The sequence below is a fragment of the Rhodococcus sp. NPDC058505 genome, from assembly GCF_042720095.1.
Lineage (GTDB): Bacteria > Actinomycetota > Actinomycetes > Mycobacteriales > Mycobacteriaceae > Rhodococcus_G.
Map to the genome: position 1 here is coordinate 93257 of NZ_JBHXNB010000004.1, position 14864 is coordinate 108120.

General features: G+C 70.6%; 9 protein-coding genes. 2 read left to right on the top strand and 7 right to left on the bottom strand.

Going from position 1 to position 14864, the window contains the following annotated elements; genetic code table 11:
* Positions 1-14: 14 nt before the first annotated feature.
* Genes ACFWPA_RS04700 through ACFWPA_RS04710 form a run of 3 tightly spaced genes read right to left on the bottom strand, consistent with a single transcriptional unit; the run spans position 15 to position 3323 of the window.
* Positions 15-917: an alpha/beta hydrolase gene (locus tag ACFWPA_RS04700; protein WP_378505875.1), complete on the bottom strand. Its 903-nt coding sequence runs from the start codon at positions 915-917 to the stop codon at positions 15-17.
* A 4-nt stretch (positions 918-921) separates the two neighbouring features.
* On the bottom strand, positions 922-1758 hold the full coding sequence (locus tag ACFWPA_RS04705; protein ID WP_378505876.1) for an SDR family NAD(P)-dependent oxidoreductase: 837 nt from the start codon (positions 1756-1758) through the stop codon (positions 922-924).
* Positions 1755-3323 carry a flavin-containing monooxygenase gene (locus ACFWPA_RS04710; RefSeq protein WP_378505877.1) on the bottom strand — a complete coding sequence of 523 codons (1569 nt, stop codon included), beginning with the start codon at positions 3321-3323 and terminating at the stop codon, positions 1755-1757. The genes ACFWPA_RS04705 and ACFWPA_RS04710 overlap by 4 nt, the downstream gene beginning before the upstream one ends.
* 72 nt (positions 3324-3395) lie before the next feature.
* Here ACFWPA_RS04710 and ACFWPA_RS04715 point away from each other — a divergent pair, with 72 nt between their 5' ends.
* Positions 3396-4019, top strand: a complete 624-nt coding sequence (locus tag ACFWPA_RS04715; protein ID WP_378569714.1) for a TetR/AcrR family transcriptional regulator — start codon at positions 3396-3398, stop codon at positions 4017-4019.
* Between the two features lie 125 nt (positions 4020-4144).
* Here the strand turns inward: ACFWPA_RS04715 and ACFWPA_RS04720 are convergent, their stop codons facing one another.
* The 4 genes from ACFWPA_RS04720 to ACFWPA_RS04735 form a co-directional block, all read right to left on the bottom strand.
* Positions 4145-7888 (bottom strand): multifunctional oxoglutarate decarboxylase/oxoglutarate dehydrogenase thiamine pyrophosphate-binding subunit/dihydrolipoyllysine-residue succinyltransferase subunit, encoded by a 3744-nt coding sequence (locus ACFWPA_RS04720; protein WP_378505879.1) that lies wholly within the window; start codon positions 7886-7888, stop codon positions 4145-4147.
* A gap of 134 nt (positions 7889-8022) precedes the next feature.
* The gene (locus tag ACFWPA_RS04725; RefSeq protein WP_378569715.1) at positions 8023-11781 is read right to left on the bottom strand and encodes an ABC transporter ATP-binding protein; all 3759 of its coding nucleotides are present in this window, start codon (positions 11779-11781) and stop codon (positions 8023-8025) included.
* Complete coding sequence (locus tag ACFWPA_RS04730; RefSeq protein WP_378505881.1) at positions 11778-12551, bottom strand: hypothetical protein; 774 nt, start codon at positions 12549-12551, stop codon at positions 11778-11780. The genes ACFWPA_RS04725 and ACFWPA_RS04730 overlap by 4 nt, the downstream gene beginning before the upstream one ends.
* Positions 12548-13525 (bottom strand): ABC transporter ATP-binding protein, encoded by a 978-nt coding sequence (locus ACFWPA_RS04735; RefSeq protein WP_378505882.1) that lies wholly within the window; start codon positions 13523-13525, stop codon positions 12548-12550. Before ACFWPA_RS04735 ends, ACFWPA_RS04730 begins: the two co-directional genes overlap by 4 nt.
* A 56-nt stretch (positions 13526-13581) precedes the next feature.
* Here ACFWPA_RS04735 and ACFWPA_RS04740 point away from each other — a divergent pair, with 56 nt between their 5' ends.
* Positions 13582-14727 carry a YbfB/YjiJ family MFS transporter gene (locus ACFWPA_RS04740; RefSeq protein ID WP_378505883.1) on the top strand — a complete coding sequence of 382 codons (1146 nt, stop codon included), beginning with the start codon at positions 13582-13584 and terminating at the stop codon, positions 14725-14727.
* The last annotated feature ends 137 nt before the right edge of the window (positions 14728-14864 follow it).

Below are 14864 nucleotides of genomic sequence, written 5' to 3' on the forward strand. Positions count from 1 at the left end.
GCGCCCCGGCCCGTTCAGGCGGGGGTGCGGGCCAGCGCCGCGCGCAGGAACGCGCCGAGGTCGCGGACCGCGTCGTCGGCGTCCCGGACCAGCGACGCCTGCAGGTGCGCGACGTGCCAGAGGGTCGGGTACTCGCGGTACTCGACGCTGACGCCCGCGGCCCGCAGCCGGTCGGTCAACTCGACCGCCTGCGGGTACAGCACCTCGCTGGTGCCGATGTGCACGACCGTCGGCGGCAGCCCGGTCAGGTCGCCGCGGAGCGGCGCGAAGCCGGGGTCGGCGGGGTCGCCGCCGCCGAGGTAGGCGTCGGCCGCACGGAAGGACCAATCGGTGTTGACCACCAGGTCGCGGTCGAACGGGGCGTCCCTTGCGCCCGGATCGACCCACGGTGCGATCAGGGCGAGGGCGGCCGGCCGGACGCTGTACCGGTCGATCAGCCGGCGGGCGGTGCCAACGGCGAGCCCGCCGCCCGCCGAATCACCCGCGACCGCAAGCTGATCCGGAGTGAATCCGTACTCGCCGATCAGCTCGATGTATGCGGCGACCGCATCGTCCAACGCCGCCGGATACCGGTGTTCGGGTGCCAGCCGGTAGTCCAGGACGTACACCGCTGCCCCGGTCTCCCGTGCCAGGTGCGCCGCGACCGAGCGGTGGGTGGTGAGTGACCCGAGCGTGTACCCGCCGCCGTGCAGGTACAGGACCGCGGTGCGGCGCTCGGTGGCCCCGACCGTGACGCACTCGGCGGGTCGACCCGCCAGGGTGACCCGGCGGACGACGGTGTCCCGCGGGAGGCGCTGCACGACGGCGCCCGCGTCGAGCACCCGGCGGGCCACCGGCGCGGGCAACGACCGGTGCAGCGCGACCCGATAGAACAGCCCCAGGTTGGCGGCAACCAGCGGCCGCGGCAGGTACGGCACCGGGCTACTTCGCCTTCGGCTTCGGCATGACGCGGCCCGCGACCTCCGCGACGATCCGTTGGTAGCTCGAGCCGACCAGGCGGACCCAGGCGTCGAGGAGCTTCGCATCGGCACCGATCAGGACCCGGGCCCTGCCCTTGCGGACCCCGTTGACGATGGTTGCCGCGGCGGACTCCGGCGTCGTGCGGGCCAGCTTCTTGTCGAAGAACTCGGAGAACGAGGCGAGGTCCTCGTCGGGGCCCGCGGTGGCGTTGCGCGCGATCGCGGTCTTGATGCCACCCGGATGGACGCAGGTGACCTTGACCGGATGCTTGGCGATCAGCATCTCCTGGCGCAGCGACTCGGTGAACCCGCGGACCGCGAACTTCGCCGCGTTGTATGCACTCTGGCCGGGCATCGACAGCAGGCCGAACAGGCTCGAGACGTTGACCACGTGCCCGTCCCCGGACGCGATCAGGTGCGGCAGGAACGCCTTGGTTCCGTTGACGACCCCCCAGAAGTCGACGTCCATGATCCGCTCGATGTCCTTGAACTCGGACCGCTCGAACGTCCCGTGATACGCGATGCCCGCGTTGTTGTACACCTGGTTGACGGTGCCGAAGTGGGCCGCGACGGCGTCCGCGTACTCGGCGACCGCTTCCCGCTGCGTGACATCGAGGTGGTCCGCCTTGACCTCGGCTCCCAGTCCCCGTGCCAGGTCGGCGGTCTCCGCCAACCCGACGCTGTTCTGGTCGGAGAGCGCCAGTTTCGCGCCCTGTCGTGCCAGGTTCAGCGCGAGTGCCCTGCCGATCCCGGATCCGGCACCGGTGATGACAACGACCTTGCCTGCGAATTCGCTCACTGAACCGTCACCTTCTCGTCGTTGCTGTCGGGGGTGGTCGCCTGCGCCGTCGGCAGGTCGGCGATGTTGACGCTGTCGTAGGCGTCGAGATCGAAATGCTTGGTCTGGTTGCGGAACTCGAAGGTGAAGCCGGGCCACAGGGTGGTGTTGTTGCCGTGCTTGTCGAGGTACCAGCTGGCGCACCCGCCGTTGTTCCACACGCTGTGGCTCAGCTTGCGCTGGACGTCGCGGTTGTAGTCGTCCTGCGCGTCCTTGCGTACCTCGACGGTGCCGATCTCGTTGCGCTCGATCACGTTGATCGCGTCGACGACGTAGTTCAGCTGCGACTCGATCATGTAGACCATCGAGGTGTGCCCGAGGCCGGTGTTGGGACCGACCAGGAAGAACATGTTGGGGTAGTTCGCGATGGCGGACCCCTTGTAGCCCTGCTGACCCTGCTCCTCGAACACCTCGGCAAGACTGCGGCCGTCGCGGCCGAAGATGCCGGCGAAGGTCGGCGAGTCGGTGACATGGAATCCGGTGGCGACCACGATCGCGTCCACGTCGCGGCGGCGTCCGGTGCTGTCGACGACGCCGGTCGCGGTGACCTCGGCGATGCCGTCGGTGACCAGCTCGGTGGTCGGCCGCGCCAGCGCGGGGTAGTAGTTGTTGGAGATCAGCATGCGCTTGCACCCGATCCGGAAGTTCGGGGTGACCTTCTTGCGCAGCACCGGATCCGCGATCTGCCTGCGCAGGTGGAGCTGCGCGGCGATCTGCAGCGGCCGCATGAAGGCTGGAGCCTTCGCGAGCCCGACCACCTGGGACTCGCGCATCAGGTAGATGCCGAGCCGGGACAGCTTCTGGAAACCGGGCAGGTACTTGAACGCGAGCTTCTCCACGCGGGTGTACTGACGGTCGGCGCGCGGCAGGATCCACGGAGCGGTGCGCTGATAGACGTCGAGTTGGGCGGTCCGCGCGGCCAGTTGGGGCACGATCTGGATCGCCGAGGCACCGGTGCCGATCACGGCGACGCGCTTGCCGGTGAGGTCGACGTCGTGGTTCCACTGCGCGGAGTGGAAGATCTCGCCCTCGAAGCCCTCGATGCCCTTGATGTTCGGCAGGGACGGCTCGCAGAGCGCGCCGACCGCGGACACGACGATCTTCGCGACGAACGTCCCCTGCGAGGTCTCGACCACCCAGCGCGCGCGGTCGGCGTTCCAGTGCGCGGTCCGCACGTCGCAGTTGAAGACGTGCCGGTCGAGGACCCGGTACTTGCGGGACACGGCCTCGATGTAGCGCTGGATCTCGGGTTGGGTGGAGAACGAGCGCGTCCAGTCCGGGTTCAGCGCGAACGAGTAGGAGTACAGGTGGGAGGGCACGTCGCAGGCGGCGCCGGGGTAGGTGTTGTCCCGCCAGGTGCCGCCGACGTCGGAGCCTCGTTCGAGGACGAGGAAGTTGGTCTTTCCCTCCTGGCTCAGCTTCACGGCGGCGCCGAGCCCGGCGAATCCGCTGCCGATGATCAGCGTGTCGATCTCGCGCGCGGTGGCCCCGGACGGCACCGCAGTACCTGTAACTGGAAGACTCATGTAATGCAGGATATGGGTCTACTAACTCTCGGTCAATAGGTTGTTGACTTCGATTCAGTAAGGTGTGGGGTCATGGAGCCGGTCAAACGCACCCGGATGAGTCCGGACGAGCGGCGCGCGCAACTGATCGATCTCGGCGCCCGGATGCTCGCCGAACGGCCCCTCGAGCAGGTGTCCGTCGAGGACATCGCGGACCGGGCCGGGGTGTCGCGCGGGCTGCTGTTCCACTATTTCGCGTCCAAGCACGACTTTCATTTGGCGATCGTCCGGCACGCGGGCGCCGACATGCTCGCGCACACCGAGCCCGATCCGGCGCTCGACCCGATGGCGATGCTGCACGGCTCCGTCGCCGCGTACGTCGACTACGTGTCCGAGAACCGCAACACCTATGTGTCGCTGCTGCGCGGCAGCGCAAGCGGCGACCCGCAGATGTGCGACGAATTCGAACGCACCCGCGCGGCGATGGCCGACCGGATCGTGACGCAGCTGCCTCGGCTCGGCATCGAGCCGGACGCCCGCATCGCCCTCGCCGTTCGTGGGTGGATCGCCTTCGTGGAGGAGGCGGCCATCAGTTGGCTTCGCGAGCAACAGATCTCCCGCGACGAGCTGATCGCGCTGCTCGTCACCGCCCTGCCCGCCGTCGCCCTCGGCGCAGGCGCGGCCGCCCTCCTCGGAGGCTCCGCTCCGCGGCCGTGAGTGATCCGTACCCCAGTTGGGGTGAGAATCGCGCACGGGCGCGGAGCGCACGAAGCCGGGCCGAGCCCATCCCGGTGGATGAACTCGACCCGGCTTCGTGTCAGGACCGTCAGGCGGTCACCGGCTCAGCGGAACGCCTCGTCGATGATCTCCTGCTGCTCGACGGCGTGCACCTTGCTCGAACCCGACGACGGGGCCGACATGGCGCGCCGCGAGATGCGCTTGATGCCCGCCAGCTTCTCCGGCAGCAGCTCCGGCAGCGCAAGGCCGAACAGCGGCCACGCGCCCTGGTTCGCCGGCTCCTCCTGGACCCAGCGGAACTCGGTGGCGTTCGGGTAGCGGTCCAGCGTTTCGCGCAGGCGGCGGCTCGGCAGCGGGTAGAGCTGCTCGATCCGGACGATCGCGACGTCCTCGCGGCCCTCCTTCTGCTTGCGCGCCAGCAGCTCCCAGTACAGCTTGCCGCTGACCAGCAGCACCCGGGTCACCTTGTCGCGGTTGCCGTCGCCGGTCTCGTAGCCGGGCTCCTCGAACACCGAGCGGAACTTGCCGGTGGTGAAGTCCTCGAGCTCGGAGACCGCGGCCTTGTTGCGGAGCATCGACTTCGGGGTGAACACCACCAGCGGGCGGCGGATGCCGTCGAGGTGGTGCCGCCGCAGCAGGTGGAAGTACGACGCGGGGGTGGACGGCACCGCGACCGTCATCGACCCCTCCGCGCACAGCTGCAGGAAGCGCTCGATCCGGCCGGAGGTGTGGTCCGGGCCCTGACCCTCGTGGCCGTGCGGCAGCAGCAGCACGACATCGGACAGCTGACCCCACTTGGCCTCACCGGACGAGATGAACTCGTCGATGATGGTCTGCGCGCCGTTGACGAAGTCGCCGAACTGCGCCTCCCACAGCACGAGGGCGTCGGGGTTGCCGACCGAGTAGCCGTACTCGAAGCCGAGGCCCGCGAACTCGGTCAACGCCGAGTCGTAGACCATGTACTTGCCGCCGTTGTCGGCGTCCGCGGCGATCCTGGCGATCGGGTTGTACTCGTCGCCGCTCTTCCGGTCGATCAGCACCGAATGCCGCTGGGTGAACGTGCCGCGGCGGGAGTCCTGTCCGGCCAACCGCACCAGGGCGCCCTGCTCGACCAGTGAACCGAACGCGAGCAGCTCCGCGAATGCCCAGTCGATCTTGCCCTCGCGGGACATCTCGTGCCGCTTCTCGATCACCGGCTTCACGCGCGGGTGCACGGTGAAGCCGTCGGGGACGTTGAGGAACGCGTCACCGATCCGGGCGAGGGTCGCCGCGTCGACCGAGGTCTGCAGGCGGGCGGGCGGGGTCTGGTCCAGCTCGACCGACTCCGACGGTTCCGGCTTGAACTTCTCCAGCTCGCGGACCTCGTTGAACACCCGCTCCAGCTGACCCTGGTAGTCGCGGAGGGCGTCCTCGGCCTCCTTCAGCGAGATGTCGCCGCGACCGATCAGGGCCTCGGTGTAGCTCTTGCGGACGGAGCGCTTGGTGTCGATCAGGTCGTACATCGCCGGCTGCGTCATCGACGGGTCGTCGCCCTCGTTGTGGCCGCGGCGGCGGTAGCAGATCATGTCGATGACGACGTCCTTCTGGAACTTCTCGCGGAAGTCCACGGCGAGCTGCGCCACCCAGACGCAGGCCTCCGGGTCGTCACCGTTCACGTGGAACACCGGGGCGGCGATCATCTTCGCCACGTCCGTGCAGTACTCGGACGAACGCGAGTGCTCGGGCGCGGTGGTGAAGCCGACCTGGTTGTTGACGACGATGTGCACGGTGCCGCCGGTGCGGTAGCCGCGCAGCAGCGACAGGTTCAGCGTCTCCGCGACGACACCCTGACCGGCGAACGCGGCGTCGCCGTGCAGCATCAGCGGCAGGACGGTGAAGCCCTCCTGGCCCTTGTCGAGGATGTCCTGCTTGGCGCGGACCAGGCCCTCGAGCACCGGGTCGACGGCCTCGAGGTGCGACGGGTTCGCGGTGAGGGAGACCTTGATGTCGTTGTCGCCGAACATCTGGATGTACTGGCCCTCGGCGCCGAGGTGGTACTTCACGTCACCGGAGCCGTGCGCGGCCGCCGGGTTCATGTTGCCCTCGAACTCGGTGAAGATCTTCGAGTAGGGCTTGCCGACGATGTTCGCGAGCACGTTCAGGCGGCCGCGGTGCGGCATGCCGATGACAACCTCGTCGAGGCCGTGCTCGGCGGACTGGTCGATGACGGCGTCCATCATCGGGATGACCGACTCGGCACCCTCGAGGGAGAACCGCTTCTGCCCGACGTACTTGGTCTGCAGGAACGTCTCGAACGCCTCGGCGGCGTTGAGCTTGCTCAGGATGTACTTCTGCTGGGCGACGGTCGGCTTGTGGTGCGGGCCCTCGACCCGCTCCTGCAGCCACCGGGTCTGCTCGGGGTCGAGCATGTGGGTGTACTCGACGCCGATGTGCCTGCAGTACGCGTCCCGCAGGATGGACAGGACGTCGCGCAGCTTCATCCGGTCCTTGCCGTTGAAGCCGCCGACGGTGAACTCGCGGTCGAGGTCCCACAGCGTCAGGTCGTGGGTGGTGACGTCGAGGTCGGGGTGGCTGCGGAACTTGTCCTTCACGAACTGCAGCGGGTCGGTGTCGGCCATCAGGTGGCCGCGGTGCCGGTAGGCGGCGATCAGTTCAAGCACCCGGGTGCTCTTGTCGACGGCGCCCGCCGACACATCCTGACGCCAGCGGACCGGCTCGTACGGGATGTGCAGCGAGTGGAAGATCTCGTCGTAGAACTCGTCGCTGATCAGCAGGTTGTGGATCGTGCGCAAGAAGTCGCCGGACTCGGCGCCCTGGATGATCCGGTGATCGTAGGTGGAGGTCAGGGTCATCAGCTTGCCGACGCCCATCTCGGCGATCTTCTCGGCGCTCGAGCCCTGAAACTCGGCCGGGTACTCCATCGCGCCAGCACCGATGATCGCGCCCTGGCCCTGCATCAGGCGCGGCACCGAGTGCACGGTGCCAATGCCGCCCGGGTTGGTCAGCGAGATCGTCACGCCGGAGAAGTCCTCGGCGGTGAGCTTGCCGTCGCGGGCGCGGCGGACGATGTCCTCGTACGCGCTGTAGAACTGCACGAAGTTCATCGTGTCGGTGCCCTTGATGGCGGCGACGACGAGCGAACGGCTGCCGTCCTTGCCGGGCAGGTCGATCGCGAGGCCGAGGTTCGTGCTTGTCGGGGTGACGACGTTCGGCTTGCCGTCGACCTCGGCGAAGTGCCGGTTCATGTTCGGGAACGAGTTGACCGCCTGCACGATCGCGTAGCCGAGCAGGTGGGTGAACGACACCTTCCCGCCGCGGGTGCGGGCGAGATGGTTGTTGATCACGATCCGGTTGTCGAACATCAGCTTCGCGGGGATGGCGCGCACGCTGGTGGCGGTCGGGATCTGCAGCGAGGCGGACATGTTCCTGGCGACGGTGGCGGCGGCGCCGCGCAGGACCTTCGACTCGGGCGCGGCGGCCGGAGTCGCTGCGGCCGCCGGCTTCGGGGCGGGGGCGGGCTTCGGCTTCGGCGCGGGAGCAGCAGCGCTCGGGGCACTCGGTGCGGCCGGCTTCGGAGCGGCCGGCGCCGGAGCGGGCGGTGCCGGAGCGGGCGGGGGCGGGAGAGTGGCGGCGCCGTTGGTGGCGGTGCCGTTGGAGGAGGAGGGAGGAGTCGCGGCGGGAGTGGTCGCGGGGATCTGCCCGTTCGCACCCGGCGCGTCCGGCTTGTAGTCGGTGAGGAACTCGTGCCAGCTCGCGTCCACGGATGAGGGATCATCCTGGAAGCGCTGGTACATCTCGTCGACAAGCCACTGGTTCTGTCCGAATTGTGACGTAGAACTGCTGCTCACGGCAGGTGTTCGCCTCGTTTCTCTCTTGGTCCCCGAAATCGGCGCGTGTACATGGGAGGCTAGTCCCCTCTGGCGGCGAACGCGCACCGGGCGCGTGCCGAGTGAGCTGGGTCACGCGGCGGCGATCAGCTCTCTCAATCGAGGACAGTCTCGGCGGCCAGATTATTCCCCACCTGATGTCGGGCCGCATTCCACAGGTCCTCGTACGGTCCGCCCGCGTGCCGCAGCGTGGCGTGCTCACCGACCTCGACGACGCGGCCGCCGTCGATCACCACCACCAGATCGGCGCGCGCCGCGGTCGCAAGGCGGTGCGCGACGACGATCGAGGTGCGCTCCCGGGTCAGGCGTCCACTTGCCTCGAGAACGATGCGCTCGGTGGCGGGATCCAGTGTCGCGGTCGCCTCGTCCAGCAGCAGCAGGTCTGGGTCGACGAGTTCGGCCCGCGCCAGCGCGACGAGTTGACGCTGACCCGCGGACAGTCCCTGCCCCCGTTCCCCGATCGGGGTGTGCATGCCGTCCGGCAGTGCGGCGATCGTGTCGAGCGCGCCGACCGCGCGGGCGGCCGCGGTGATCTGCTCGCGGGTGGCCTCGGGCTTGCCGTACGCGATGTTCGAGGCGACGTCCCCGGAGAACAGGTGCGCCTCCTGGGGGACGACGCCGAGGCGGCCGCGGTACTCGTGCAGCGGGTAGCGGCGCAGGTCGACGCCGTCGACGCGGACCGTGCCGTCGGTCGGGTCGTAGAACCGGGCGAGCAGCTTGACCACCGTCGACTTGCCTGCGCCGGTGCGGCCGACGAGCGCGACGGTCGTGCCCGGCGCGAACCGCAACCTCACACCGTGCAGCGCGTCGGTGTCCGCACCTCGATACCGGAACGTCACAGTGTCGAAATCAACCGAACCCCCGAGGTGCCCCATGATCGGGGTCGATTCGGCCGCCGCCGCGGTTTCGATGGAGCTGGGGGTGCGCATCAGGTCACCGATCCGGCGCAGTCCGACCTGCGCCTGCTGGTACCCGTCGAAGACCTGGGACAGCTGCTGGATCGGGCCGAACAGCAGACCCAGGTACAGCACGAACGCGACGAGCACGCCGGACGTCGTCGCGCCGTCCGCGATCCGCATCGCCCCGATCAGCACGACCGCCGCCAGCGCCAGGTCGGCCAGCAGGGTGATCAGGGGGAAGTACACGGAGAGCGCCGTCTGCGACCGCATCCGCGCCCGCCGGTAGCTGTCCGCGCGTTCGGCGAAGCGGCGCGCCGCGACGTCCTCCCGCCGGTACGCCTGCGCGGCGCGCAGCCCGGTCACGTTCTCCTGGAAGTCCGCGTTGACCAGTGAGATCCGCTCCCGGGACACCGTGTACGCCGCCGACGACACCCTCCGGAAGACCAGCGTGGCGACCAGGAGCGGTGGGACGGCGGCGAGCGCGACCAGCGCCAGCGTCGGGTCCGTGACCAGGAGCGCCACCGAGATGCCGACCACGGTGAGCACGCTGACCACCGCGGTGGACAGGCCGGTCTGGAGGAACGACGAGAGCGCGTCGACGTCGGTGGTCATCCGCGTCATGATCCGGCCGGACAGTTCCCGCTCGTAGTAGTCGAGCCCGAGCCGCTGCAGGTGGGCGTAGCTGCGGACCCGAAGGCCGTAGAGCACCTTCTCGCCCGCCCGCGCGGTGATCACGGTCATCACGGCGACGACCGCCCAGTCGGCGGCGACCAGCGCGACCCCGGCCGCGGTCGCCCACCACAGTGCGGACGGGCTGTCGGGGGTGACGCCGTGGTCGATCGCGAACCGCACCACCGACGGGAGCAGGACACCGACCAGCGAGTCGGCGGCTAGGCACAGCACCACCGCGGCGAGGATCCAGCGCACCGGCCGCAGGAGGGTCGCCAGCCGGAAGCCGGGATCGGGTCGGCGCAGGTCCTCGTCGTCGGCGCCGGGGGAGTCGGTGGCGGGCGGCAGCGCGGCGACCGCCGCCAGCAGTGCCGGGGTGGCCGCCATCTCGCCCATCGCCCCGGCCATCGGGCCCCCGCCGGGTCCGCCTGCCGTCGCCCGGGCGGCGTCGGGGGCCGCGGCATCGGACGCCGACCCGGAAACCGCCTCGGGCCACAGCCGATCGTCCGCCGGCTCCGCAGCCGGGCCGGGGGTGTCGATGTCGGCCGGGTCGGGCTCGCCGTCGGGGTCGGCGAGCAGGTCCCGGAACAGCGGGCAGCGGGCGTCGAGGTCGGCGACGGTGCCGTGGTCGATGATCCGGCCGCCGTCGAGGACGGCCACCCGGTCGGCGAGGGACAGCGTCGACCGCCGGTGCGCGAGGATCAGGGTGGTGCGGTCCGTGCGTTCCCGGAGGGCGTCGAAGATCGTCGCCTCCGTCGCCGCGTCGACCGCGGACGTGGCGTCGTCGAGAATCAGCAGGCGCGGATCCACCAGCAACGCCCTGGCCAGCGCGACCCGCTGACGTTGCCCACCGGACAGCGTCAACCCGCGTTCACCGACGACGGTGTCGTAGCCGTCGGTGAGTGCCTCGATGAACTCGTCGGCCCTGGCCATCGTCGCCGCGGCACGGATCTCCTCGGCGCTCGCCTCGGGGCGCCCGAGCGCGATGTTCGCGGAGATGGTGTCCGAGAACAGGAACGGCTCGTCGAACACCAACCCGACGGCCTCGCGGAGCTGGTCTGCCCGCAGCGCCGACAGGTCGTAGCGGTGACCGTCGACGGTCAGCGCGACGGAGCCTGCCTCGGGGGCGTAGAACCGGGGCAGCAGCAGCGACAGTGCCGTCTTCCCGGATCCGGCGCGGCCGACGACGGCGACCGTCTCGCCGGGCGCGATGTCGAGGTCGAGCCCGGCGAGCACCGGCCGATCCCGGTCGAACCCGAAGTCGACACCGCGCAGCCGGACCCCGAGCGGACCGGCGGGCAGCTGGATCGGGTGGGGCGGGTCCGCGACGCCGGGTTCGGTGTCGATCACCTCGTAGACGCGTTCGACGGCGGCCCGGGTCATCTGCGCCATGATCACCACCGACGACAGCAGCCGGGTCACATTGGACATGGTCGCGACGTAGGTCGCGAACGCGAGGAAGGTGCCGATCGTGATCGTGCCGTTCATCGCGAGGACGCCGCCGAGGGCGATCACCCCGACCAGGCCCAGCTGGGGCAGCGCCGCCATCGTCGGGGTGAACCGGGCGTTGACGCGGGCGGCGCGCAGCCGTTCGGCGAACAGGGTGCGCCCCAACTCCTCAAGCCTGCCGACCGCCCGGGCTTCCTGACCGAAGCCCTTCACGACGCGGACCCCGGTGACGGTTTCCTCGACGTGCTGCGCCAGGTCCGCCGCCCGCTGCTGCGCCGACCAGGTGGCCGCGAACAGCGTCGGCCGGACGCGGCGCACCACCACCGTCACCGCGGGGACGACCAGCAGCGCGACGACGGTGAGCAGCGGCGACAGCCAGGCCATCACGACGATCGCGAGCAGGAACTGCAGCAGCGCACCCGCGGACAGCGGCACCATCGCCAGCAGGCCCTGCACCAGCTGCAGGTCGGTGATGGACCGGGACACGACCTGCCCGGTGCGCAGCTGGTCCTGTCCGACCCCGTCGAGTCGCTGCAGCGAGCCGAGCAGCCCGAGGCGCAGGTCGTGCTGGACGTCGAGGGACAGCCTGCCCGCCAGCATCCGGCGGGCGAACTGGCAGCCGAAGCGGACCACGCCGAGCGCCGCGATCGCGGCCGCGACCACGACGATCACGTCGGTGGCGCCGGTCGCCGCATCGTCGACCGCGATGCGGGTCAGCAGTGGGAAGGTGATGTCGATGACCGCGGCGATCATCGTGACCGCCAGCGCACCGACGGTCAGGCCGCGATGCCGCCAGCATTCGGCGGTCAGTCGTCGAATCCAGCCGGTGCGGGTCACGTGATGTCCCGGCTGCGGGTGGACCACCAGCCGAGGGCAACGGCGACGGCCGTCCACACGAGCAGCATGCTCGCGGCACCGGGCCACGGCGCGAACCCGGCGAGGACCGTGCCCTCCGCCGCCGGGGTGACGACCGTCGACCAGGTGACCGCGCCGGGCAGCCACCTGCCGATGCCGCCGGCTCCGACACCCGACAGGACCGCGGCGGTGACCAGTTCGCCGACCGGATACCAGGCGAGGAGGGTGATTGCGGCGGCCGTGGGGGAGGCGAACAGCAGCCCAAGGCCCGCGCCGATCAGCGACCATGCCACGGTCGCCACCGCGCCCGCGGCGACCATCGCGAGGATCGCCGGGGTCACCGCGAACCGATCTCCCCCGAAAACCGCCATGCACGCGACGGCAACCAGTTCCACCGCGACCGCGTAGCCGAGCCCGACGAGCGCGGTCACCGCCAGCTTCGCGGCGAGCACCCGGTCCCGGCCGCGGGTGGTGACGAACGTCGGGGTCAGGGTCCGGTGCCGGAACTCGGTGCCGGCATTGACCGCCCCGAAGATCCCGGCGAACAGCACCGCCCACGCGATCGCGACGACCAGCCCGACGGAGACCGCGCCCGTGGACAGGTCGGAATCGAAGGAGGAGGCGAGGCCGTCCGCCATCGCCGCGTAGATGGACGCGGCGAAGAGGGCGACCACGACCGGGGCGATCGCGAGTGCCCACCAGAACCGCAGCGTCAGCACCTTGCGGAGTTCGGCGGTGACCAGCGCGCTCATCGTTGGCCCTCCCATGGCATCGGGTACGGGCCGGGTTGCGGTGCCGCGGCAGGTCCGGCGCCGGGCGCGGCGAACCGCCCGGACGTCATCGACAGGAACACCTGCTCGAGGTCGACCCGCTCGGTCGCGATGCCGAAGATCCGGACCCCGGCAGCCGCCGCTGCCGCCGCGATCGCCGGTTCGTCGGCGCCGCGGACCGCGAGCCTGCCGTCCGGCATCACCTGCGCATCGGTGACGCCCCGGGCCCCGAGCGCGAGGGCGAGCGTCGCTGGATCGGAGGCGGCGACGAGCACGCGGGCGCTGTGCGCGGCCCGCAACTCGTCCACCCCGCCCTGGTACACGAGGCTGCCGCGGTCAACGATCACCAGCCGGTCCACGGTCTGTTCCAGCTCCCCGAGCAGGTGACTCGACATCAGCACCGTCCGCCCGGTCGCGGCGAACGCGCGGAGGAACTGCCGCAGCCAGGCGATGCCCTCGGGGTCGAGCCCGTTCGCCGGTTCGTCGAGGACGAGGATCTGCGGGTCCCCGAGCAGGGCGGTTGCCAGCGCGAGCCGCTGACGCATGCCGAGCGAATAGGCGTCCACCTTCTGCCGGGCGGCAGGCCCGAGTCCGACGGTGGTCAGCACCTCGCCGGCGCGATCGTCGGGAACCCCGATCGCGGCCGCGTAGACGAGTAGGTGCGCGAGGCCGGAGCGCGCGGGATGCATGCTCTGCGAGTCGAGCAGCACCCCGACGGTGCGAGCCGGGTGCGGCAGCTCAGTGAACGGGAGCCCGGCCACCGTCGCGTACCCGGACGTCGGGGCGACGAGCCCGAGCAGCATCCGCAGGGTGGTCGTCTTCCCGGCACCGTTCGGGCCGACGAAGCCGGTGATCGAGCCGACGGGCACCGTGAAGCTCAGGTTCGACACGGCAACGGAGGCCCCGAACGTCTTCGTCAGCCCGACGACGTCGACGGCAGGGACACCAGGACTCATGACGTGAACCCTAGGCGACGTCCGGGGGCGCTGCGCCGCGTCGTAGCGTGTTCCGGGTGAGTTGCTCGGGTACCGATGATCGGTTCGTGGTGGTCCGGGCGTTCCTCGCCCTCTCGGTGGCGATGGGGCTCGGTCGGTTCGCGTTCACCCCGATCCTCCCGCTGATGCTGGACGGGACCGGTCTCGGGCCGGAGGCGGCCGCGACGCTCGCGACCGCGAACTACCTCGGGTACCTGGCCGGCGCGGTCGCCGCGATCGCGGTGCACCGGATCGCGCAGAGCCAGCTGTCGCTGCGGGTGTCGCTGGTGTCGCTGATCGTCACGATCGCGGCGATGGCGGTGACCGAGTCCGAGCTCGCGTGGCTGGTGCTGCGCTTCGTCGCCGGCGCGGCGAGCGCGGCGGTGTTCGTGTTCACCGCCCGGGTCGCGCACCAACGGGTCCGGGCGGGCGGTGACGGTGTCGGCTGGGTGTTCGGTGGGGTCGGCGGCGGGATCGTGCTGTCGGCGGTCGCGATCCTCGCACTGGGGCGGGAGGCGGACTGGCGGGTGGCGTGGCTGGTGTGCGCGGGGTTGGCCGCGGTGCTCGCGGTCGCGGCGTGGTCGCTGCCCGGCGAACCGCGGGTGGCCGCCCGCGATGCGGCGCCCGCCGTTCCCGCTGCCCGGCCCGGCCGCGGCTTCGGGTGGCTGACGGCGGCCTACTTCTGTGAGGGACTGGGCTACATCATCTCCGCGACGTTCCTCGTCGCCGCGGTGGCGTCGACCGGGCAGGCGCACTGGCTGGGGTCGGCGGTATGGATCGCGGTCGGTGCGGCGGTGATCCCGTCCTGCGTGGTGTGGAACCGGCTCGCGCGCAGACGGTCGCCCGCGGTGACGACGACGGCCGCGCTGGTCGTGCAGGCCGTCGCGGTTGCGGTGTCCGCCGCGACCGGGTCGCCCGCGGTGCAACTCGTCGCTGCCCTGTGTTTCGGCGGCACGATGATCGCGATCGTGATGCTCGCGTTGGGGGAGGGGGCGCGGCTGGCCGGGCCGCGGGCGGCGGCGATCCTGACGTCGGTGTACGGGCTCGGGCAGGTGATCGGGCCGGTGGCCGTCGCACCCCTGCTTGGCGGCGGCTACTCCGCTGCCCTCGCGGTGGCGGCGGCGGTTCTCGCGGTGGGAGCGCTGTGCATGGTGCCGGTGCTGCGCGCGGAACGGGCGCGGTGACGCCCCGGCCGGACAAGTTTCGCCCAACCCCTGGCTTTTGACTGCAACTACCGGTTACAGTTACCCGTGTGTTGCGGGCCACCCGGCCTGTCAACGCTGACTCGCCACAGCTGCTGTTCACCACACACGGGAGACGT